Source organism: Paenibacillus sp. FSL R7-0210 (assembly GCF_038009085.1).
GTDB lineage: Bacteria > Bacillota > Bacilli > Paenibacillales > Paenibacillaceae > Paenibacillus_AQ > Paenibacillus_AQ silagei.
Map to the genome: position 1 here is coordinate 4,816,816 of NZ_JBBPAR010000001.1, position 21,409 is coordinate 4,838,224.

Consider the following 21,409-nt stretch of genomic DNA (forward strand, 5'->3'; position numbering starts at 1 on the left):
CACAGAGTAAGGACAAAGCAGTGCAGGATATGGAGTATGAATTACGGCGGCGCTTAGGAGCACGCTCCGCAAACGGAATGTTGTTCCAATCGCTCTTGTATCCAGATTTTTCTCATTCCCCTAATCGGTGAAAATCCGGATACAAAGGCGACCGCTCCACTTTTCCACAATCATTCCGCCCGCTCCGCTGTTTAAGAGTGGGAGTATCAAACCCTAATACAAGTGCACTTCTGCTCTTTACTTACGTTCGCCCACCTCCGGCGAGTTTAGGTGAACTATACGTGGATCCAATGTTGTCTCTTCCTTTCCTGGCGGTGCTCCGCCTATCTCTTGCCAATTCTAAGTGTTTTCTCTCACCGACCGATTGTATGGATAGCATTGTTGCATTTTTTGCAGGATTTCTTTATAAATGTTATTGGCTGTGGAGCATGGAGCCATACGCCATCGCAGCAGCACCGATTGTATTCGGTTTTTCGCATAATTTCCTAAACAACAAAAAGCCACCCAGTCTGTGAAAGACTGAATGGCTCAAGATTAGAATACTAGTATATCTTCCCCGGCAGGTTCTCCCTCTGCCTTAGCTGACGAACAACGGTACCAGCTGAATTCCCTCTTCGGGGGAGATCCGCACCAGGCCTTTATCGGAAATCCGCAGTGCGGGGATAACCGCCAGGGCCAGCAGAGACAGGGTCATAAAAGCATAGTTCAGCGTACATCCCGCATCATATAACGCTTTGCTGATGGCAGCGGATTGCGCGGCGGCAATCTCAAATGGCTCTGCGGACATCAGTCCGGCAATCGCCAGCGGGAACAAGGTGGTCCCGGCAGCGGTAATCACCGCAACACCACCCTGCGCTTCCGCCACGGCAGCCGCCGCCTGCGCCATCAAGCCATCATCATTGCCGATGACCAGCACATTATGGCTGTCATGAGCTACAGTCATCGCTATAGCCGCAGGCTCGCGGAAGCCAATGCCCTGCACAACCCCTACGGATTTGTTGCCGGTTCCCTTGTGCCGCTCCAGAACAGCGATTTTGCACAGGCCGCCCTGCACAACCAGCTCCGATCCAGACACTGGCAGGCTCATGATCAGCTCGCCGGTCTCCACATGGTTCTCAATGACCTGGATGACCCGCGTAGCCAGAACACCTTCCTCAATGGGCGCGTGGATCACGAAGTCTGCGGGAACCGGAGGCTGCTGCAGATGCACAGAGGCCAGTACTTCATCCGGGTAGGTGTAAGGACTCAGCTCAGCCGTCATGCTGCCGTTCTCAGCCACAACAACGCCAGCCGCAATTGTCATGACCACATGAACATCGGCCAGATTACCGTCCAGCAGAATGATATCTGCGCAGGAGCCCGGAGTGATGGAGCCGATATCGCGGGCTACGCCGAAGCGCTCGGCTGTGTTGATCGTTGCCATCTGAAAAGCCGTGACCGGCTTCACCCCCTGGGAGATCGCATGGCGCACGACAAAATCCATATGCCCCTCATCGCGCAGCGATTCGGAGCTGCGGTCATCTGTCACCAGCATCATCCGGCGCGGGTCCAGCCCGTGCTCGGTATGCGCCGTGATGGTTTTGGCGACATCATGCCAGGCAGAGCCGCGGCGCATTTTGGCATACATCCCCAGACGTACACGTTCGATCACATCCTCCGCTGTCACACACTCATGATCCCCAGTCACCCCTGCTGCGGCATAGACCGGAAGTCTCCAGTCACTCGCCGGCCAGGTGAAATGCCCGTCAACATACCGTCCCGCACGCAGCGTGGCCTGGATCTCTCCGATCATCTTCTCATCGCCGTAAACCACACCCGGGAAGTTCATGACTTCGCCGAGCGCGATCACATCCTCGCCCCAGGTGTAGGCTTCCGCTACTTCCTCCGGTCCGATGGACGCACCGGTTGTCTCAAATTCTGCGCCCGCAGAAGGGACACAGGAAGCCACCTGCATATAGGCAGCCAGCGGTGTTCCCCGCATCTCGTCCAGCATCAGCTTAATTCCCTTTAGCCCGAATACATTGGCTATCTCATGGGCGTCGAAGAAGCCTCCGGTCGTCCCCAGCGGCAATACAGCGCGGGCGAATTCAGTCACCGTCAATTGAGTGCTCTCGATATGGCAGTGTCCGTCAATCAGGCCGGGAGCAATGTATCTGCCGGCCGCATCAATAACCTGCGTTCCCTCCCCGATCGTATGAGAGACATCCTTGCCGACATAAGCAATGCGCCCGCCCTGTACAGCGACGGACATGCCGTCCAGAATCTCCCCGGAGCAGACATTGACCAGCTTGCCGCCTGTAATTACCAGTGTAGCCTTCTGATCTCCCCGGGCTGTAGCTACCAGCTCAGGCACGCAGTCGGCCAATGGTTGTCGTGTATAAGTCATCATGTGTACTCCCTTCCGGTTATTATATAAATTGTACTTGATTGTTTTCCGTTCTGGGATGGCCGTGACTCCAGAGAATGTTTGGCCCTCCGGCCGCTGTTGTCCCCAGATTTCTTTAATTCAAACCGCTAATCGCGGTAGAAATCCGGGGACAAAGGCGGACGCTATCGCTCCTACAGTTCCAAAATTCTCTTCCGCCACTTTTCCCTGTCTGTTTTTTTCAAGTTCAATCTATATTTTTTCTTTTCTTTTAGAAAAAACGGCCCTGACGCCCCTCAAGGGGCGCAAGCCGTCACTTAAACAAATCGCATTGTATGATTATCTTACTTTTGAATCATATACGTCAAGTGCCGCCTGAACGCCCTGTCCGGCAGGTACCGCGTACCCGTGGCGGATAAGCACCGCCTCCAGCGCACCAAGCAGACGCAGCACATTATTCTCCCGGCAGCTGAAGCCCATGGTACCGATCCGCCAGATCTGGCCTTGTAACGGCCCGAAGGAGCTGGCGATCTCAATACCGAAACGCTGCAGCAGCATGGAACGGACGGCTTCCCCGTCTATCCCCGCCGGAATGAGCACACAGGTGACTACCGTCAGCTTGCTCTTCGCCTCCCCATACAGCTCTAGCCCCATAGCTGACAGTCCGGCAGTAAGGGCTTGCTCATTGAATCTGTGCCGGGCATGCCGCGCTTCCAGCCCTTCCTCCAGGACCAGCCGCAGGCCTTCACGCAGAGCATAGAGCATAGAGGTCATCTCCGTATGGTGATTGAGCCGCCGGGGACTCCAGTAATCCTGCAGCATACTCAGGTCGAGGTAATTACTGCGCACTACGGGCAGCTCGCTGACAGCAGCAGTGTCAGTTCTAAGTCCACGCTCAACCTGTTTGCGCCTGAGCAGCTTGGCCTCGGCCCGGTCATTATACGTCACCGGGGCCATGCCCGAAGGGATGGACAGGCATTTCTGCGTTCCGCCGACCACGGCATCCAGCATCCAGGCATCTGTCTCTACCGGCACCCCGCCGATCGTCGCCACCGCGTCCACAATCAGCAGCGCATCCTGCTCCCGGCAGGCCTGCCCGATCCCGTCCAGCGGCTGCACACGGCCTGTAGAGGTCTCACCGTGAACCATCGCCACCACATCCGGCTTGAAGCGTCGTATAGCCTCAATTACCTCCTCCGGCGGAAAGACGCGGCCCCAGGTCTGTTCTATCGTGAGGACCTCAGCACCGCAGCGTTCAGCAATCTCATGGAGCAAATGGCCGAAACGGCCAAAGACCGGAACCAGCACCCGGTCCCCCGGCACAATCAGGCTCACCATCACCGCTTCAATACCGGAACGCGAAGTCCCGTCTACCGGATACGCCCACTGATTCCTGGTGGCGAACAGCTCACGCAGCATCTCCATCGTCTCGTTCATGATCTCTGTGAATTCGGGATCGAATTGTCCCAGCACCGGATAAGACATCGCCCGCAGCACACGCGGATCAACCTCCACGGGGCCGGGGGTCATAATGCACCGCAAGGACGGCGACAAATCTTCGTACCGCTTCATGATTCTCTCCCCTCCAGACTTTCAGGTGATCAGATCTCGCGATTTATAGCGAAATTAAAATTACAACTCGAAGCTTGGTCGTCGCTGCGGTGAACAGTGTCTCTTATTCGTAAGCTAATCTATATAATATGGCTGTCAGCACTTCCAGTCCAGCAGCGAGTTCCTCCGGGGAGGTATACTCCCCGGGGGAATGGCTGATCCCGCCCCGGCTCGGCACGAAGATCATCGCAGCCGGGCAGCGCGGGGCGAACAGCTGGGCGTCATGCCCCGCACCGCTGACCATGCTCAGATAAGGCTTCTCCTGCTGGAGACAGATCTCTTCAAGAGCCGCGCGCAGCTCCTGGTCCATAGGAGCAGGGGCTGTCTCCAGCAGCATCTGTACCTCAAGCGTAAGGCCGCGCCTGCGGCCAAGCTCTGCGAACTCCGCCAGGACCGCTGCGCAGAAGCGCTCCAGCACCCCGGCTTCGCTATGCCGGATATCCAGCGTGAACTGCACTTCGCCGGGAATCACATTGGATGTACCCGGATAGACCTCTAGCCGCCCCGTTGTGGCTACCAGCGGATCACCCTCCGCCAGAGCGGAGCGCTCCAGCGCCAGCAGCATCTCAGCACTACCGGCGAGCGCATCCTGTCTTAAACCCATCGGCGTAGTCCCTGCATGATTGGCCGTCCCGCCGACCTTGACAAGATACCGCCGCTGTCCGGCGATAACCTGCACGACCCCGATTCTCCGGGACGTCCGTTCCAGAATAATCCCCTGTTCAATATGCAGCTCGACATATGCGGCAATATCACTGCGCACAGGACTATTATTACGCCAGAAGCTTCCCTCCAGACCTGCCATAGATTCAACTTCTGACCCCTCACTCCCACATCCGGCACTCCTACTTCCGCCACTCTGCTCCAGACCCGCCGCAGCTTCAGCAGCCAACCCTTCATCCCCTGCCAGGCCACAGGCCGCCATCGCTGCCCCCAGCGTGATCCCATCCGCATCTGTGCAGTCTATACATTCCTTCCCGCTATACAGCCCGGTCACATTCCCCGAGCCCCAGAACGTCAGCGGAAAGCGGCTGCCCTCTTCCTCGCAGAAGGATACCACCGCAAGCGTCCGCAGCGGCGGACCGAAGGTCTCCAGAAGATAGTGCAGCGCAGTTATAGCTGCCGCTACACCATAAGCACCGTCATACCGCCCGCCGTTCACCACCGTGTCAATATGCGAGCCGGTCAGAATAACCTTGTCGCTTACCTGAGAACCGGCCAGTGTGCCATAGACATTCCCTACCTGATCCATCCTGACCTCAAGCCCGAGCCCGGCCATTCTCTCCTGCAAAAAATGCTGAACCCCTTGCCACTCTGGCGTATACAGCAGCCGGGTAACTCCAGGACCCGGAGCGCTGTAGGCTGCGAGTTCATCCAGCAGCTTCAGCATCTCCCCGGCGGGGACATGCGGGACCGGCGGTTTCATATCCCCGGCTGGCTGTGCCGGATACGCAGCCATTCTCCTCCGCCGCCGGCAACTACGCCTTCCGCGGCAGTATAGACAATTTTGCCCCGGCAGATCGTTGCCGTTACCTTGCAGGATAAGGTCATCCCGACATAAGGGCTATGCCGGTGGCGGTACAGCAGATCCTCTGCACGCAGGGTATAGGCCGCATCTGGATCAAGCAGCACCAGATCGGCATCCAGCCCCGGTGTGATGGAGCCCTTGCGCCCCTCCAGCCCAAACCGCCGGGCAGGAAGGCCGGAGATCAGCGCTGAGATCTGCGTAACCGGCAGGCCGCGCACATGAACGCCTTCATGGAACATCAACTCCAGACTGCTCTGGGCTCCCGATATCCCGCCCCAGGCTTCCATGAACGACAGCCCGGGCGCCAGCTTCAATTCAGGCGGACAGGGGGAGTGATCGGAGGCGACCAGATCCACCCGGCCCGCAGCCAGCGCCGCCCACAGCCGGTCCCGTTCACTGCTGCTGCGCAGGGGCGGAGCGCATTTCGCCAGCGCCCCGAGAGTCTCCATGCTGTCTTCATCCAGGATGAGATAATGAGGACAGGTCTCTGCGGTCACATCCAGACCGCGCAGCTTGGCCTCATGAATCAGCTCCAGGGCTGCCGCTGTGCTGATATGGACGAAATGCAGCTTACAGCCGGTCCGCTCACTGTACAGCAGCGCCCTGGCTACAGCCTCCAGCTCCGCTTGCGGAGGGCGTGAAGCCGCAAAATCCCGCGCACTGCTGCGCCCGGCACGGAGTGCCGCCGCCCCCAGCACCGAGGTTATCGCTTCGCTCTCCGCATGCAGGGCGAGTATCCCACCGGTTGCGGCGATCCGAAGCATCCCCTGATACAGGGTATCATCGTCCACCTCACGGAACCGGCCCTCGCCTTCACCGCCGGGATTCGAGATGAACGCCTTGAACCCGGTAACACCCGCTGCAGCCAGTCCCTCCAGCTCCTCCAGATTCCCGGGCATAAGGCCGCCCCACAGCACATAATCCACCGCCGAGTTCCCGGCTGCGGCCTCCGCCTTCAGCCGGAGCGCCTCCAGATTCACTGTCGGCGGATTCCCGTTCAGCGGCATATCCGCATAACAGGTGCAGCCGCCGGCCGCAAGAGCAGCCGACCCGCTGCGGAAGCCCTCCCAGTGACCGAACGCAGGCTCATTGAAGTGAACATGCATGTCGATCATGCCGGGCAGCACATATTGTCCTTCCGCATCCAGAATTCTGGTCCCGGGCGATGCCTGTAAGGCTTCGCCCAGTGCAGCGATTTTGCCATCCTTCACCCCGATCTCAAGCCTGCGGACTTCTTCGGGCAGGACCACCTGTCCGTTCCTGATGATAAGCTCATAATCTTCTTCCTTCATGATAGGCCCACCTCCGGTCTATTGGCTTAAGATTAGATGCAGCGGTACACTGAATTGCCGCGTTAACTCCCGCGATAAGTGCTGTATCCTCCAGGTGCAACCAGCAGCGGTACATGGTAATGGGCGGATGGGTCCGGCATATTGAAGCGGATCGGAATCTGGTCCAGGAACGGGACTACAGCGCCTGCTCCCTCCTCCTCAGCCTCCGGTTCTCCGGCACCAGCCTGAGCGCCCCGGAAATAATCCCCTGCCATGAACAGCAGCTCATAGCTTCCGGCCTGCATTTCTTCTCCCGCCAGCAGCGGAGCGTCCAGCCTGCCATCCTCATTCGTCACCGCCTTACGCAGCAGCACAGGCCCTCCGGTACTCAGCCGCCAGAGCTGAAGCGACAGGCCCGCAGCAGGCTTGCCCTGTGACAGATCCAGCACATGAGTTGTCAGCCGTCCGTTCCTTCCAGACATTTGCGTCACCCTCCTCCTATAATATGCAGTGCCCTGCTCTATTCCGCCCCCAGCAGATCCTCCAGCCGAAAACGAGTAATCCCACTAATCTCCAGCAGCGCCTGTTCCTGCTCCTCTTCAAGCGAACGATCCACACGCTCACCGATGGCGCTAAGGATCTCTTCTTTAGTTTTGCCCCGTACGGCGAAGATGAACGGAAAGCGGAATTTCGCTGTATAGGCGGCGTTCAGCCCGGTGAGCTCCGCGAATTCCTCCGGTGTCAGCCGGTCCAGTCCGGCCCCCTGCTGCTCTGCCGCCGAGAGCGGACTGACCGCAAGCCTTGTCGCCAGATCCGGGTGAGCTCTCAGCAGCGCCAGCACCTGGTCCGGCTCCGCCTGCCGTGCTATCTCCATCATGGCAGCATGCAGCACCTGCACCGAATCGAACGGACGCCTGCTGCACACCCCCTCAGCTACCCAAGGGGAATGCTCGAAGATGCCGCCGAGCTGCTCCACGAAGTCATTTTTTTCCATCGAGTTCATCTGCTCCAGAGTCAACCGGTCCGCCGGTATAGTCATAGGTCAGCCTCCATCCCTCTAATTTGCATATTGCCGCCCGCGCCCTTCCAGCCTAGAACCGCTGTTCGCGAATATAAGGTGTTCCCAGCGATTCCGGCGTACCGGAGGGCTTGTTGCGGTTGCGGTATCCCAGATACATCAATACGAGAATCGTTACGACGTAAGGAATCATTTTCAGAAAATAGGACGGAACCGCACTCCCCAGCAGCTGAATACGGAAGCCCAGCGAATCGAGTGCTCCGAAGAAGTAGGCACAGAACAATGCGCGCAGCGGATTCCATCTGGCGAAAATCACCAGACCCACGGCGATCCAGCCCCGTCCGGCGGTCAGCCCTTCATTCCAGGTCGGCGCATACGCCAGCACCATATCCGCACCGGCCAGACCAATCAGCGCCGCTCCTGCAGTAACATAGCAGTAACAGATCAGCTGCACACGAATCCCCATGACGTCCGCAGTAGCCGGATTGTCGCCGACCGCCCGCAGATGCAGCCCCCACGAGGTATGGTGAATCAGCAGATGCAGCATAAGGACGAGCAGAAGACTGAACCAGGTCAGCATATCCAGCCTTCCAAAAAGCTCCCCGAGCACCGGCACCGGCTTCAGTATCTCCAGATCCAGCTTGGGCAGACTGCCGGGAAGCGGAATGCCGCTGATCGACTTGCCCACATAAGCGCTAAGGCCGCTGCCGAACAGCGTCATAGCCAGACCCGACATCGTCTGATTCGCCCTCAGCGTGACACACAAGAACGAATGGACCATGCCCAGAAGAGCGGTAATGGCTACCGCCGAGAGCAGCGCAAGGATCAGATTCCCGCTGCGGATGTAGACAATGCAAGTCGTCACTGCCCCCATCAGCATCAGCCCCTCCGCGCCGAGCTGGATAATCCCGGCCCGTTCGGTCAGAATGCCTCCCAGCGTAGCCAGCAGCAGCGGTGTTCCGGCGGAGATAGCGGCGATTAATAACTGTGTAGTGAAATCCATGAGTGAACTCCCTCCTGTAAGAGAATGCTGTTATGCGCTCCGGCGGATGCGGAACCGGTGAATCATGTCGCCGGCAATCAGGAAGAACAGGATCGCGCCCTGCAGCATTTCCGATATGGACGAAGGCAGTCCGATAGTCTGAACACTATAGCCGCCCACAATCAGGCCGCCGAACAGAATCGAAGTCACAATCAGGCCCAGCGGGTTCAGCTTGGCAAGCCAGGCTACGATGATCGCCGTATAGCCATAGCCCGGAGAGATCCCCTGCATCAGCTTATGCGTAACCCCCGACACTTCAGCCATGCCGGCAATCCCGGCAAGACCGCCGCTGATCAGCATGACGATGATAATATGCTTCTTGATATGGATGCCTGCATAACGGGCTGCTGTGGGATTGGCGCCGATCAGACGCAGCTCATAGCCCCAGCGGGTGAACCGGATCATCAGATAATAGATCAGCACAGCCACGAGGCCGAAGACCAGCCCGATGTGCAGCCGGGTGCTGCCAAGCACCGGCAGGGACTGGGCGGCCGTGAACATCGGCGAACCCGGGAAGTTGAAGCCCTTCGGGTCTTTCCAGGGGCCGAACACCACATAATCCAGAGCCAGCAGGGCCACGTAGTTCAGCATCAATGAGGTAATCAGCTCATTGACACCGAAATGGGTTCGCGGCACTGCCGTCATCAGACCCCACAAAGCTCCGGCTGCTGTACCGAAAACCAGCATCAGCATGATGGACCAGAAGGAAGACAGGTCCGGGAAATAGATCGTTACCGCAGTAGCCGCCATAGCGCCTACTGTCAACTGACCCTCTGCCCCGATATTCCACACAGAGATCCGGTAAGCTACAGCAATGCCTAGCCCGCAGAGCAGCAGCGGAATAGCCTTGACCATGGTTTCAGTGAAGCCGTAGGAGGTGCCGAAGGCTCCCCGGAACATTTTCTCGTAGACGACCAGCGGGCTCATTCCATTAGCGGCGATGAACACCGCACAGAGCAAGAGCGCCAGAACAACGGACAGGATGGGCGTCCACCACGGTGAACGGGTACGGCTTGAATCATATTCCAGCCTGAGGGAGTACCACCTCCCGGTGCGCCCCGCCAGCGGCGTAAGCGTTGCAGACTCATTTCCAGGCTTCGGACTCATACAGCACTTCCCTCCCTGCTCCGGATGCCGGCCATCATCAGGCCGATTTGTTCACGGTCCGCTTGCTCATGATCGCTCTCACCTATAATTGACCCGCCATAAATCACCAGAATACGGTCGGATAACTGCAGCAGCTCATCCAGATCCTCGGAGATCAGCAGCACCCCGCTGCCGGAGCTGCGCAGCTCCATCAGCAGCTCATGCACCCCTGCCGCTGCGCCGACATCCAGCCCTTGCGTTGGATGCACGGCCACCATCAGCTTCGGACGGTGGCTGACCTCGCGGGCGAACAGCAGCTTCTGCTGGTTCCCGCCGGACAATTGCTGCACGGGAGTATCCAGCTCAGGCGTCTTCACATTGAAGCGGCGGACCAGCTCCTGCGACCAGGAGCGGTTCCTGGCCGCCTTCAGGAAGCCGAACCGGGAATGCTCCCCGCTGCGGTAAGACTTGAACAGCAGGTTGTCAACTGACCCCAGCCGTCCGGCCAGACCGCTCTTCATCCGGTTCTCCGGCACATGCGATATGCCCGAATCGATCGCTCCTCTTACCGAAGCTGTTTTTACAGGACTGCCGTCAAACCGGATCTCGCCCGTCCTCCATGCTCTTAGCCCTGTCAATACCTCCGCCAGCTCCTTCTGCCCGTTGCCTGCGACACCGGCCACGCCCACAATTTCGCCTTCATGAACCGTAAGCGACAGGGCATCCAGCGCCTTGCGGCCATGATCCGCAGCCACCTCCAGATCGCGGACGATCAGCAGCGGCTCTCCAGCCGTCGCCGCTCGCTCCTGACGGCTGATCGTAACCTCCCGGCCCACCATCAGCCGGGCCAGCTCCAGCTCATCCGTCTCGCCCGTCATCAGCGAAGCAATCATTTTCCCCTTGCGCATCACGGAGATCCGGTCCGAGGAGGCCATGACCTCCTTCATTTTATGCGTAGTCATAATCACCGTCTTACCCGCCTGCTTCATCACCTGAAGCGTCTCGAACAGCTGCTCCGCCTCCCCCGGCGTCAGCACCGAGGTCGGCTCATCCAGAATGATGATATCTGCCCCCCGGTACAGCGTCTTGACAATCTCAACGCGCTGCTGCTCTCCAACAGACAGCTGCCAGATTGGCCGGTCGACGGGAAATTTCAAGCCAAAGCGTTCACCAAGCGCCTCTATCTCTTCATGCTTATGCTTAATCCATCTGCTGCCGCGCCAGAAAGACGACTTTTCGCCAAGCACGATATTCTCCGCCGCTGTAAGGCTCTGCACCAGTCTGAAGTTCTGAAAAACCATGCCTACACCGAGCAGTGCCGCATCCTTCGGGGAACGGATTCTGGCCGGTTTTCCATGAATGAGAATCTCCCCGGCGTCCGCCCGGTACACTCCTGACAGCATGCTCATGACTGTGCTTTTCCCCGCCCCGTTCTCCCCGAGCAGCGCGTGAATCTCTCCCGCATTTGCCGAAAAATCAACTTGATCGCTGGCCGTTACAGCACCGAATGTCTTCACTATCCCGCGCATTTCAACCGAAGGGTCCTGCATAATACTACGCTCCTTTCCGGGTAGTTATAGTACAGGTGGGGAAGGCTCCGGTATCCGGAACCCGCCCCACCCGTAAGGCTGTGCTGTATGAAGATGTGTAGCAGCTGTTATTGCGGAATCGTGCCCTCGACACCCTTGACCAGCCAGTTCATGCCAAGCACCTCTTCAAGGGTCAGCTTCTGGCCGTCCTTAACGGTTACATTGCCCTTGTTGTCCGAGATTGGTCCGGTGAAGACCTCCAGCTCGCCGCTGATGATTTTGGCCTTGGCGTCCTCCACCAGCTTCTTCACATCCTCGGGAACCTTGTTGCCGAATGGCGCCAGCTCCACCATGCCGTCCGCCATATCGCCGGAATACTGCTCACTTTTCCAGGTTCCGTCCATCACAGACTGTACAGCTTTTACATAATAAGGACCCCAGTTCCATACAGGGTTGGTTAAGTAGTTGTCCGGTGCATACTTGCTCATATCCGAGTCATTCCCCCCGGCAAAAGCTCCCCGTTCCGCCGCAGCCTGAAGGGTAGCCGGTGAATCCTGATACGCCAGCAGGACATCCGCCCCTTTGTCGAGCAGGCTGATGGCCGCCTGACGTTCAGTGGCAGGGTCATACCAGGTATTCGTCCACACTACATCCACTTTAACCGACGGGTTGACGCTCTGCGCGCCCAGCGTGAAGGCGTTCAGATTATAGATCACCTCGCTGATCGGGAAGGCTCCCACATAGCCGAGATGGTTTTTCTTTGTCATTTTTCCTGCCGCGATCCCCGACAGATAGCTTGCCTGATAGTTTTTGCCGAAGTAGGTTCCCATGTTCTCAGCGGTCTTGTAGCCGGAGGCATGCAGGAACTTCACGTTAGGAAATTTGCCGGCCACATTCAAGGTGAAATCCATATAGCCGAAGCTTGTGGTGAACACGATGTCATGGTTCTGTGCAAGCTCTGTGATGATCCGCTCGGCATCGGCGCTTTCCGGTACATTTTCTACGAAATCCGCCTTAATCCCGAGCTCCTTCTCCATATACAGACGGCCCTGGTCATGCTGATACGTATACCCGCCGTCACCCGGAGGCCCGATATAGACAAAAGCAACCGTCGGCTTCTTTGCTGCCGGCTCTGTCGTTGCCGCCGCCTCGCTGCCTGCCGGTGTACTGGCTGCCGAAGGCTCTGCCGTTGCTGCCGCCCCCGTATTAGACGCCGTATTATTCTTCGCGCATCCCGTCAGAACCACCGCCAGCAGGAACATCGTGATGATGCTGAATTTGAATGCCTGACCCCTTTGTTTCATAATTCTCCTCCTCCAGGATATCTCTCCTAATGGCTACAGCCATTAATGTATCTCTACTATACTGAGGCGCAGCACTTACGTAAATTTATATAACATAGCTTTGTGTGGTTGGATAAGAAGAGGGGGCCGATTTTGTGCTTCATGCACGAAGTCATCTCAAATTAAACTTAAATACTGTGATATTACCTTACATAGCTTTAAAAAATAGCGAATTCACTGTCTATTCCCGCTCCGCACGCTCCATTCTCTGCTGTACTCTCCGAAGCTCTCCGGCAGCCCGGTCTCTGCGAAGGCCTGAACAGACTCTTGCGGCAGGATGAGCCCCTTATACTCCTTGGTCCGCATAATGGCAGCTATCCCCTCTTCATCGTCCAACTCCTGAAGTCCGCCGAACAGCGTGCTTGAGAAAAGGGTAGGCGGCATCAGCAGCCCTTCCTGTGCACTCGTGACATAATCAAGCTCCGGGTGCTGCTCATACGCCTGGATGAACCGGCGGATCTGAGCCGCTGTCACAAACGGCTGATCTGCCGCCGCAATGACCACCGCATCCGGCTGAAGCGAAGCTACAGCATTCAAGCCGCAGCGCAGGGAGAAGGACAGGCCTAAATGGGCCGTCAGGCAAGTCTCAATCCGCCGCATATTCTCCGCCTTCCCGGCCGGCGGCAGCCAGCCTAAAGGATCATCCGCACGCACCACTACAACCAGCGGCGCGAGCCCGCAGGTCTCCAGCTCACTGAGCATCGCCGCACCGGCTGAACCCGCGCCCGCCCTGTTCTGAGAACCTTCAGAGGCCCCTGCTCCATTACTGCGGCCTGCCGCCAAAAAGATTCCGGCCACCTTCATTGTTCTCCACTCCTTTTTTTGGGCAATCTGCTGATGGACGGCTGTTATTCACGCTCCAGCATTCTGCGGAACAGGAATACCAGCTTCAGCTTCATGAGATCATTGATTTTTTTGAAATCGACATCCAGCAGCTCACTGAGCTTCTCAATCCGGTAAGTGGCCGTATTACGGTGAATGAACAGCTTCTTGGCCGTCTCGTTCACATGGCCGTCATTCTCCAGGTAGACCTCCAGCGTGTGGAGCATCTCCTTAACATATTCCGGTTCCCGGCTAAGCAGCCCCCGCAGGCTACCGTTGTAGTAACGCTCCATGGTCTCCGCCGGAATCTTGCTCAGCAGCAGATCAAGCTCCAGCTGGCGGTAATGCACCACATTTCCGTGTGCGCCCCATTGCCGGGCCATGCCCATACATTCCTTAATCTCGGCAAAAGCTTCCTTCAGCCCCTCCGGCTTCAGCTTCACGCTGCTGACAGCCGCCTGCGGATAATACCCTTTATCGAACTTCAGGCTGTCGAAGCATTCCTGAATCATTGCCCGGAACTCCTCCGGCTGATGCGGCCCGGCCGGATACAGCGACACCAGTCCCTCCTCCACCAGGAAGTGAACCGCCTGCAGGCCATGCAGCACCGGATGCTCCGAATACTCCTCCTTCAGCCGCAGCAGCTCTGCCTGACGGGCTTCTCCCTCAGCAGCCACATCGGTAAGCAGCAGTTGATACGGGGACTGGAGCAGCATAATCTCCAGCCGGAGCGCTGCCTGCGCCAGCTCAGCGTATTTCAGCCCGTCCTTCAGGAACCGCCGCAGCAGCCCGCTGAATTCCCGGTGTCCGGCCTGCTCGAAATAATCCTCCAGCCCGGTATGCATATGATAAGAAATCAGCTCTGCCCCCTGGACGAACAGACTTTCCTCCACGGGCAGCAGCAAGGGATCAATATCGCAATAATGAAGGTAACCGAGGCATTTCCCAGCCTGTAGCAGCGGAAGCCGGTAGCCAGTGCTCCCTCCAAGCCGAAAGCGCTGATTGCGGGGCGGCCAGGGCCACCCTTCCAGCTGCTCACTCTCCGTATATCCCGAGTTGTTGAATACTACCGCCCCCCGGTTGCTGATTACAGCCAGCGGATAACCGATGATGTCAGAGACGGTGTCCAGCAGCGGACGGCTGCGACCGGAACGCAAGGCAAGACGCATCAGCAGCCGCTGCTTCTCCATCATGCTCTGCAGGGTGCCCACGCTGCGCGACAGCTCCGCGCGGAACAAGCCGTTCATCTGGTCGGAGAAGGTGAACTGGAACGGCAGCTCGATCAGCGGGAAATTCAGCTGCTCCGCTTCCGCAATCAAGGGCGGCGGCACAGCCTCCCAGAACCGGCCCAGCTTAATGCCCAGCCCCGCTGACCCGCGCCGGTTCAGCATCTGCAGCAGTGCCGAGGCATCCTCCGGGCTGTCCTTGATCAGATAGGCTGTGGTCAGCAGCATTTCTCCTTCCTTGATCCAATCCGAGATATCGGGAGCATCCATGACATTAATCGATTTCACGATCCTGTGCTTCCCCTTGGACCCGGCAATCAGCTTCGCTTCGGATAAAGGATAAATGGACAACGCTTCTTCCACCGTAAGATGCATAGCCACCCCTCCTTCTCTACCTTCATAATAGGTTTATTCGAGTCATATGTTACTTTATGTAACATTATAGATAAAATGACCGCTGTTGGAAAGAGAAAAGTTAGAATTAGGCTCAACAATGTTAGGTAATATTACACATCGGGCGGCAGTGACTCTCATTTGGTCCCTAGAAGCTGCATAATTGCCACGTATCTTTGCACCGGCCGGATGTATGCTGTTTTTCGCATACATCCGGACCACTCACCCCCGCAGCTGCCAAATGTATGCTGTTTTTCACATACATTTGGCCTGCTCACCTCGCATCGGCCCATTGTATGCTGTTTTCCACATACATCCGGACCACTCACCCTCGCACTGGCCAAATGTATGCTATTTTTCACATACATCCGGTGCGACCCCCTTATCCCGGAGTCCTCCGTATAAAATCGGTACTTGTCGTAGATATGCTCTTTATTTCGCTTTTTCTCTCGGCCAGAAGAAGCGGGAGCGGTCTTCTAGAGTCTGGACCCACTCCGCAAAGGTAGCTGGCGGCATGTTCCGAAGGCTTGTATGCATTCTGCGATTGTTGTAGAAGTCCATGTACCGGTCCACCGCTTCATAGGCCTCTTCGAACGTGTCGAAGGCCTCTTTGCGGAATAAATCCCGATCGATATTACTGTGGAACGATTCAATAAAAGCATTTAAATCCGGCGTTCGAGGCGGAATGCGTTCATGAGTCATTTCCCAGCTTTCACACATGTCGCCAAACAGATGGCTGACGAACTGTGGGCCGTTGTCGGTGCGGATCACCGGGCGTGCGCTGTCAGGGGCGCAGTGTTGCTCCATGGCGCGTCCCAGCGTCTGGCAGGCGTGCTTGGCCTCACACGACGATCCGCGGTGGTAGCCGACGATGACACGGGTAAACACATCGATAATGCTCAGGACAAAGAAATGCCTATCGCGGCCCGCCACGTAACCGTACTTAATGTCCATCTGCCAGAGCTGGCCCGCCCCTGTAATGACCCGGTTCTCCGGCAGCTTCCGAGGGTGCTTAAACGCTTGTGACGCTGCGGCTGCAGGATCTCCAGCGCCTGACACAGCCGGTAGCTTTTCTTGTGATTCAGCCTCAGCCCGTGCTGGTTCCACAAGCACTTGGCCAGCAGTTTGTACCCGTACACGTGCTCCTCTCCAGCGATTAATTCCAGCAGCCATTCCTGGATTTCCTCGTCGCTAATCTTCTCTCCAGACTCGGTCAGGGAATAGCCGGGTACGGGTCTTCCGCGCCCCTGGGGTACGGCCTGTGCCTCCTGCTTCTTGCGTTTCTTACGGTCGTAATACGTAGACTCTGCGAGCCCCACGAGACGTAGTACCAACGCTGCGGTATTCCCCTGCTTAATGAACATGTCGGCTACCTCGATTTTTTCGGATAAGCAGGGGTTGGCTTTTTTAGCAGTTCACGCAGAATCTCGATCTCTAACTCCTTTTCGCCGAGGATCTTGACGGCCTTCTCGTATTTCTGCTCCACGTCCAGGAGGCGCTTCAGTTCTTCCACTTGCTCCTGAGGATACGGATGATCTTGTTCCCCATGGGCCTCTCGGTAGTCCCTCACCCACTGATTCACTGTCGATGGGGTCACCCCATATTTCCGGGCAACCACCGCTGCCTTAATGCCAGACAACACCTCTTGCGCTGCCTTCTCTCTTGTCCCTGATAAGTGTCCCATCCCGTTCATCCTCCTCCTATATCTAGTCTACATTTTTGTGGGGGAGGACTCCAACTTCTTTAGGGGGCTGTGGAGCATCCGGACCCACTCACCCTCGCACTGGCCAAATGTATGCTGTTTTTCACATACATCCGGACCACTCACCCCCGCACCGGCCGGATGTATGCTGTTTTTCACATACATTTGGCCCGCTCACCTCGCTGCTGGGTATTGTATTCGGTTTTCCGCATACATTTGGCCCACGCACCTCGCGCAACTAGCGGATCTCCTAGCGATCAGCAAAAAGCCCTGGTTCTCTACGTTCAGAGAACCAGGGCTATGACTTCCTACTTCCATACCTCCTGTATCCAGGACAGGAGTCTCAGATCTTGTCCGTGTCCGCCGATGACGGACAATCCCAGCGGCAGTCCGCCGGGGACGGGCACCGGCAGCGTAACCTGCGGCAGCCCGGCCAGTCCGGCCAGGCAGCTGAGCATCATGGCGCTGCTGCGGCTCCGCTCCAGCTGCCCGGGTCCGGCGCCGCGCAGCGGGGCCGGACCCGGCACGGTCGGAAGGACGAGACAGCCGTCCTTCCCGAGCAGCGCCCGCAGCCGCTGAGTGATCCGGCTGCGCAGCATAGCGGCCGGGCTGTGATCCGCCCCGGCCAGCCCCGCCGCCCAAGCGAACCGGGCGGCAATATCCGGCCCGAAGACCGGCTGCTCCCGCCCGATCCACTCCCCATGGGTTGCCCAGATCTCGGCACCCTGCAGCTCGCGGAAGGCGTCCATCCAAGTCTTCAAGCCTTCAGGGGCAACCACGGCTTCAGCAGCCTGTAGCGAAGCGCCTGCCTGAAGCTTGTCCAGCCCCCGCCTCAGGTAGTCTGCACAGTCCTGCTCCACAAGCGCCCAGCCTTCCGGGAGAATGAACATCCGGGACATTCGAAGATCACCAGCAGACTCGTCAACCGCCTCACCACCTCTCTGCTCCATACTATTCTCCATGCTCTGGGCACCTACGCCGCTGTCCACAGACCCGGACAGATCGCCCGCCTTCTTCCTATTTTCCTCGCACCGGGCATCTCCGCCGCTGTCCACAGCCCCAAGCAGAACGCGCCCCGTCTTCAGCAGCAGCTCCGTGCTTCCAGCGATCCAGCCCACCGTATCAAAAGCCGGGGCCAGCGGAATAACCCCCTCCAGGGATACCGCACCGTGAGTCGGACGATAACCGAATACACCGCAATAAGCGGATGGAACCCGGACAGAGCCGCCTGTATCCGTTCCGAGGGCAAAATCCACGCTCCCCGAGGCCACCGCCACCGCCGAACCGCTGGACGAGCCGCCGGGAATCCGATTCTCCCCGTGCGGATTCACCGGCGTACCGTAATGATAGTTCTCTCCGCCAAGGCTGTACATCAGCTCATCCGTATGGGCCGCCCCCCGCAGCGTAGCTCCGGCTTCCAGCAGCCTGCGTACAGCAGTTGCATGGGAGACTGCCGGTTCATGGCTGCGCAGCCAGTCCGGGTTACCGGCGGATGAGCGGTGCCCGGCCACTGCGAAGACATCTTTTACCGTGAAGATCAGGCCGTGCAATGCCCCGTGCCCGCTGCCGGAAATCTCCAGCTCCGGGACCCGGAATGCGCCGTGCCGATTATCAAGAACCATGCTGCTCCACCCTCTCCCTCCCGGACAAACCGGGTTTCTCTCACCCTGCTGCTTACCTCCTTAGCTCCCTATCTCCCTACCTCCTTACCTCCCTATCTCCCACTCTCCCATTCCCCTTATCTCCTTGTCTCCCTATCTCCTTATCTCCTTATCTCCCTATCTCCCTATCTCCTTATCTCCTTATCTCCTTGTCCTCCTATCTCCTTATCCTCTTACCTCCTTGTCTTCCTATCCCCTTATCCCCTTATCCCCTTATCCCCTTACCTTCCTATCTCCCACTCTCCCATTCCCCTTATCTCACTATCTCCTTATCTCCTTGACCTTCACGCCAAGAATCCAAATCGCTTACCACCCGATAGCCGCTCCATCAGAGCGGGGGTCCGTCCCCCCGCTGCGGTAGCCGTTACCGTCAATCGAGATGGCGTGGGCGTGACCCATCACCCCGTCATAGCTCTCTGCCTCACGGACCAGATGCCCCGCCTCCGCCAGCTCAGCCCGCACGGCTTCCGCCACCCGGTTCTCGATCCGTAGCTCCTGGGTCGGCTCTCCCCAGGTTCTGCCCCAGACAAAGCGCGGTTCACTCACCGCAGTCTGCGGGTCCATCCCATAGTGAAGCATGCGCGTGAGCAGCAGGGTCTGCGTCTGCGGCTGTCCTTCGCCGCCCTGTGTGCCATAGAGATAAGCAGGCTTCCCGTCCCGGCAGGCCATCGCAGGCATCAGCGTGTGGAAGGTGTGCTTGTGCGGCTCCAGCGTATTGATATGGGCGGGATCAAGCGAGAAGAAGGACCCGCGGTTCTGGAGCAGAATTCCCGTATTCCCGGCCACAACCCCCGACCCGAATTCGAAATACAGACTCTGGATGAACGACACCGCGTTACCCTCTTCATCTACTACCGCCGCATAAGCTGTATCCCTTCCAACCGGTTCGCTGCTGAGAGCAAGCGCCTTACGGGGAGAAATTGCCGCCGCGAGTTGAGCCGCATAAGGCTTACTCAGCAGACGTTCCAGCGGAATGCTGCTGAAGGACGGGTCAGTGAGCACCTGATCACGGTCACGGAAGCTCAGCTTCAGCGCCTCCACCAGCAGATGATAATATTCATAGGAGCCATGCCTGATCTCCGCGAAGTTAGAATGCTCCAGGATATTAAGCGCCATGAGCGCCGTGAAGCCCTGCGAATTCGGCGGAACCTGATAGACGGTATGCCCATGGTATCCGGTCTGAAGCGGCTCTTCCCAGCTCCCCTGGTGGTCCGCGAAATCATCGCGGGTCAGATACCCGCCGGAAGCCTGCATATAATTACTGATCTCTTCCGCAATGCTCCCTTTATAAAAAGCATCCCGGCCTCCCGCCGCAAGCGCCCGCAGCGTCCCGGCCAGCTGCCGCTGCACAAACCGCTCTCCCGCCGCCGGTATCCGGCCGCCGGGAAGATACACCGCCGCCGCTTCAGGCGACAGCGCGGCTCCGGCCAGAACACTGCCGCCATGCTGGTCCGGCGACAGCGGAAAGCCCCCGGCGCTGTAGCCGATAGCCGGCTCCAGCACCTCGGCCAGGGTCAGCCGTCCATACTCCCGCTGGACGGCCTCCCAGCTATCCGCCATTCCGGGCACCGTAATGGCGCTGCGCACACCCCGCCGGGGAATGGCCTCTTCCCCGGCATAGCAGTCCCGGCGGACGGCGTAGCCCGAGCGTCCGCTGCCGTTGTAGGCCCGCACGCGCCCTTCGCTGGCGCTGTACCCCAGCCAAAAGGCGTCGCCGCCGAGCCCGGTCATATGCGGGTAGACCACAGCCAGCGCCGCGCTGACTGCAACGGCCGCATCATAGGCGTTGCCGCCTTTGGCCAAAACTTGCGCGCCCGCCGCCGAGGCCAGATAATGCGGGCTGACCACCATTGTTTTCGTTCCGGTCACCGGTCCTCTCCTCATGTTCCGCCTCCGCCTCCCTTCCCTGCCGCTTAAGTTAGTGTCATTTAACAGCAGGACCTGAACCCCTGTCAACGGCTTCCGCAGGACTCTACATTTGCTGCCGCTTATTTTGTGAGCCATGCACAAATTTCAGGACGGAAGCAGACCCAGGCGGGCATTCGTTCTACCCGTCTGTTATATGGAGCTGCAGCAGGCTACAGCCTTAGTACGCCCTCTGTGCGCCCCCTTACTTCAGGATATATTGCGACAGCACAGCCTGCACTTCGTAGATATCGACCGATTTGTTGAAGGTTTTCTTCAGCGGCAGCCCCGCGCCCGAGATATACAGACACAGCTCCGCATCCAGATCGAAATGCCCCGCCGTCTCCACAGAGTAATGAGTGATGCTTTTGTAAGGAACAGAGTGGTATTCGGTTTTCTTGCCGGTCATCCCCTGCTTGTCTACAAGAATCAGCCGCTTGTCTGTAAAAATAAACATGTCCCGGACCAGCTTATAGGCGCGCTCAATCTTTTCATTCGGAGCCAGAATCCGTCCATATTCCCGCTGCACCTCCCCCAGCTCCACCTGAGTTGCATTGCCGAGCAATCCGTTAAAAATCGCCATAACTCTCCTCTTTTCCCGCAGCTGTTATAAGGGCAACGCCCCCTCGCCACACTCCATACTACTTGCAGTGCCATGCATTTATGTCTCTGCGGGAACAATTCTCCCTTGCTTATTTCGGGATTTTTGGTTACACTAGCTTTAAATTTATCAAAAAGGAGGTGTAGGAGAATGGATCACAATCGGACCAACAGTGTTAGCAGCCGGCTGATTAATATTATGGCTGGCGTTATTCATGCAAATCTGGACAACGGGAGAAGTCTGTCCATTTACATGAATTTAATAACACTACAACATTGTGAAATGCCTTTCTCGCCTACACTTCAA

At 57.8% G+C, this 21,409-nt stretch carries 18 protein-coding genes; all 18 read right to left on the bottom strand.

Features of this window, described 5'->3' with window-relative positions:
- Positions 1–577: 577 nt before the first annotated feature.
- The 18 genes from MKY64_RS20270 to MKY64_RS20355 all read right to left on the bottom strand — a co-directional run bounded on the left by MKY64_RS20270 (position 578) and on the right by MKY64_RS20355 (position 21,085).
- Positions 578–2,386: an adenine deaminase gene (locus tag MKY64_RS20270; RefSeq protein WP_340958139.1), complete on the bottom strand. Its 1,809-nt coding sequence runs from the start codon at positions 2,384–2,386 to the stop codon at positions 578–580.
- A gap of 318 nt (positions 2,387–2,704) precedes the next feature.
- Positions 2,705–3,937: a pyridoxal-phosphate-dependent aminotransferase family protein gene (locus tag MKY64_RS20275; protein ID WP_340955353.1), complete on the bottom strand. Its 1,233-nt coding sequence runs from the start codon at positions 3,935–3,937 to the stop codon at positions 2,705–2,707.
- Between the two features lie 103 nt (positions 3,938–4,040).
- On the bottom strand, positions 4,041–5,435 hold the full coding sequence (locus tag MKY64_RS20280) for a Zn-dependent hydrolase (RefSeq protein WP_340955355.1): 1,395 nt from the start codon (positions 5,433–5,435) through the stop codon (positions 4,041–4,043).
- Positions 5,399–6,796 (bottom strand): allantoinase AllB, encoded by a 1,398-nt coding sequence (gene allB / locus MKY64_RS20285; protein WP_340955357.1) that lies wholly within the window; start codon positions 6,794–6,796, stop codon positions 5,399–5,401. Before allB ends, MKY64_RS20280 begins: the two co-directional genes overlap by 37 nt.
- 62 nt (positions 6,797–6,858) lie before the next feature.
- Positions 6,859–7,257, bottom strand: coding sequence for a hydroxyisourate hydrolase (gene uraH / locus MKY64_RS20290; RefSeq protein WP_340955359.1), 399 nt, complete (start codon positions 7,255–7,257; stop codon positions 6,859–6,861).
- A 38-nt stretch (positions 7,258–7,295) separates the two neighbouring features.
- Positions 7,296–7,814, bottom strand: a complete 519-nt coding sequence (uraD, locus tag MKY64_RS20295) for a 2-oxo-4-hydroxy-4-carboxy-5-ureidoimidazoline decarboxylase (RefSeq protein WP_340955361.1) — start codon at positions 7,812–7,814, stop codon at positions 7,296–7,298.
- A gap of 52 nt (positions 7,815–7,866) precedes the next feature.
- A complete protein-coding gene (locus MKY64_RS20300) occupies positions 7,867–8,796 on the bottom strand; it encodes an ABC transporter permease (RefSeq protein WP_340955363.1) in 930 nt (309 codons plus the stop codon).
- A 30-nt stretch (positions 8,797–8,826) separates the two neighbouring features.
- On the bottom strand, positions 8,827–9,942 hold the full coding sequence (locus MKY64_RS20305; RefSeq protein WP_340955365.1) for an ABC transporter permease: 1,116 nt from the start codon (positions 9,940–9,942) through the stop codon (positions 8,827–8,829).
- Positions 9,939–11,471: an ABC transporter ATP-binding protein gene (locus MKY64_RS20310; protein WP_340955367.1), complete on the bottom strand. Its 1,533-nt coding sequence runs from the start codon at positions 11,469–11,471 to the stop codon at positions 9,939–9,941. The genes MKY64_RS20305 and MKY64_RS20310 overlap by 4 nt, the downstream gene beginning before the upstream one ends.
- Positions 11,472–11,578: 107 nt before the next feature.
- The gene (locus tag MKY64_RS20315; RefSeq protein ID WP_340955369.1) at positions 11,579–12,754 is read right to left on the bottom strand and encodes a BMP family ABC transporter substrate-binding protein; all 1,176 of its coding nucleotides are present in this window, start codon (positions 12,752–12,754) and stop codon (positions 11,579–11,581) included.
- Between the two features lie 213 nt (positions 12,755–12,967).
- A complete protein-coding gene (locus MKY64_RS20320) occupies positions 12,968–13,597 on the bottom strand; it encodes an NTP transferase domain-containing protein (RefSeq protein ID WP_340955371.1) in 630 nt (209 codons plus the stop codon).
- Between the two features lie 44 nt (positions 13,598–13,641).
- Positions 13,642–15,216, bottom strand: coding sequence for a PucR family transcriptional regulator (locus tag MKY64_RS20325; RefSeq protein ID WP_340955373.1), 1,575 nt, complete (start codon positions 15,214–15,216; stop codon positions 13,642–13,644).
- Between the two features lie 450 nt (positions 15,217–15,666).
- The gene (locus tag MKY64_RS20330) at positions 15,667–16,188 is read right to left on the bottom strand and encodes an integrase core domain-containing protein (RefSeq protein ID WP_340955374.1); all 522 of its coding nucleotides are present in this window, start codon (positions 16,186–16,188) and stop codon (positions 15,667–15,669) included.
- Positions 16,134–16,598 (bottom strand): IS3 family transposase, encoded by a 465-nt coding sequence (locus MKY64_RS20335; protein ID WP_340955376.1) that lies wholly within the window; start codon positions 16,596–16,598, stop codon positions 16,134–16,136. The genes MKY64_RS20330 and MKY64_RS20335 overlap by 55 nt, the downstream gene beginning before the upstream one ends.
- Before the next feature lie 5 nt (positions 16,599–16,603).
- Positions 16,604–16,918 (bottom strand): helix-turn-helix domain-containing protein, encoded by a 315-nt coding sequence (locus MKY64_RS20340; protein WP_340955378.1) that lies wholly within the window; start codon positions 16,916–16,918, stop codon positions 16,604–16,606.
- A 326-nt stretch (positions 16,919–17,244) separates the two neighbouring features.
- Positions 17,245–18,558 (bottom strand): amidase family protein, encoded by a 1,314-nt coding sequence (locus MKY64_RS20345; protein ID WP_340955380.1) that lies wholly within the window; start codon positions 18,556–18,558, stop codon positions 17,245–17,247.
- 345 nt (positions 18,559–18,903) lie between these two features.
- Positions 18,904–20,481: a gamma-glutamyltransferase gene (ggt, locus tag MKY64_RS20350; RefSeq protein ID WP_340955382.1), complete on the bottom strand. Its 1,578-nt coding sequence runs from the start codon at positions 20,479–20,481 to the stop codon at positions 18,904–18,906.
- A 226-nt stretch (positions 20,482–20,707) separates the two neighbouring features.
- A complete protein-coding gene (locus tag MKY64_RS20355; protein WP_036696174.1) occupies positions 20,708–21,085 on the bottom strand; it encodes a PH domain-containing protein in 378 nt (125 codons plus the stop codon).
- Positions 21,086–21,409: the final 324 nt, after the last annotated feature.

What these genes read in the sequence shown, in the direction of transcription:
- MKY64_RS20300 (WP_340955363.1), bottom strand. Translation starts at nt 8,796, where the DNA reads ATGGATTTCACTACACAGTTATTAATCGCCGCTATCTCCGCCGGAACA.
- MKY64_RS20325 (WP_340955373.1), bottom strand. Translation starts at nt 15,216, where the DNA reads ATGCATCTTACGGTGGAAGAAGCGTTGTCCATTTATCCTTTATCCGAA.
- ggt (WP_340955382.1), bottom strand. Translation starts at nt 20,481, where the DNA reads ATGAGGAGAGGACCGGTGACCGGAACGAAAACAATGGTGGTCAGCCCG.
- MKY64_RS20345 (WP_340955380.1), bottom strand. Translation starts at nt 18,558, where the DNA reads ATGGTTCTTGATAATCGGCACGGCGCATTCCGGGTCCCGGAGCTGGAG.
- uraD (WP_340955361.1), bottom strand. Translation starts at nt 7,814, where the DNA reads ATGACTATACCGGCGGACCGGTTGACTCTGGAGCAGATGAACTCGATG.
- MKY64_RS20330 (WP_340955374.1), bottom strand. Translation starts at nt 16,188, where the DNA reads ATGGACATTAAGTACGGTTACGTGGCGGGCCGCGATAGGCATTTCTTT.
- MKY64_RS20335 (WP_340955376.1), bottom strand. Translation starts at nt 16,598, where the DNA reads ATGTTCATTAAGCAGGGGAATACCGCAGCGTTGGTACTACGTCTCGTG.
- MKY64_RS20305 (WP_340955365.1), bottom strand. Translation starts at nt 9,942, where the DNA reads ATGAGTCCGAAGCCTGGAAATGAGTCTGCAACGCTTACGCCGCTGGCG.
- MKY64_RS20275 (WP_340955353.1), bottom strand. Translation starts at nt 3,937, where the DNA reads ATGAAGCGGTACGAAGATTTGTCGCCGTCCTTGCGGTGCATTATGACC.
- MKY64_RS20270 (WP_340958139.1), bottom strand. Translation starts at nt 2,386, where the DNA reads ATGACTTATACACGACAACCATTGGCCGACTGCGTGCCTGAGCTGGTA.
- MKY64_RS20310 (WP_340955367.1), bottom strand. Translation starts at nt 11,471, where the DNA reads ATGCAGGACCCTTCGGTTGAAATGCGCGGGATAGTGAAGACATTCGGT.
- MKY64_RS20355 (WP_036696174.1), bottom strand. Translation starts at nt 21,085, where the DNA reads ATGGCGATTTTTAACGGATTGCTCGGCAATGCAACTCAGGTGGAGCTG.
- MKY64_RS20280 (WP_340955355.1), bottom strand. Translation starts at nt 5,435, where the DNA reads ATGGCTGCGTATCCGGCACAGCCAGCCGGGGATATGAAACCGCCGGTC.
- allB (WP_340955357.1), bottom strand. Translation starts at nt 6,796, where the DNA reads ATGAAGGAAGAAGATTATGAGCTTATCATCAGGAACGGACAGGTGGTC.
- uraH (WP_340955359.1), bottom strand. Translation starts at nt 7,257, where the DNA reads ATGTCTGGAAGGAACGGACGGCTGACAACTCATGTGCTGGATCTGTCA.
- MKY64_RS20320 (WP_340955371.1), bottom strand. Translation starts at nt 13,597, where the DNA reads ATGAAGGTGGCCGGAATCTTTTTGGCGGCAGGCCGCAGTAATGGAGCA.
- MKY64_RS20315 (WP_340955369.1), bottom strand. Translation starts at nt 12,754, where the DNA reads ATGAAACAAAGGGGTCAGGCATTCAAATTCAGCATCATCACGATGTTC.
- MKY64_RS20340 (WP_340955378.1), bottom strand. Translation starts at nt 16,918, where the DNA reads ATGGGACACTTATCAGGGACAAGAGAGAAGGCAGCGCAAGAGGTGTTG.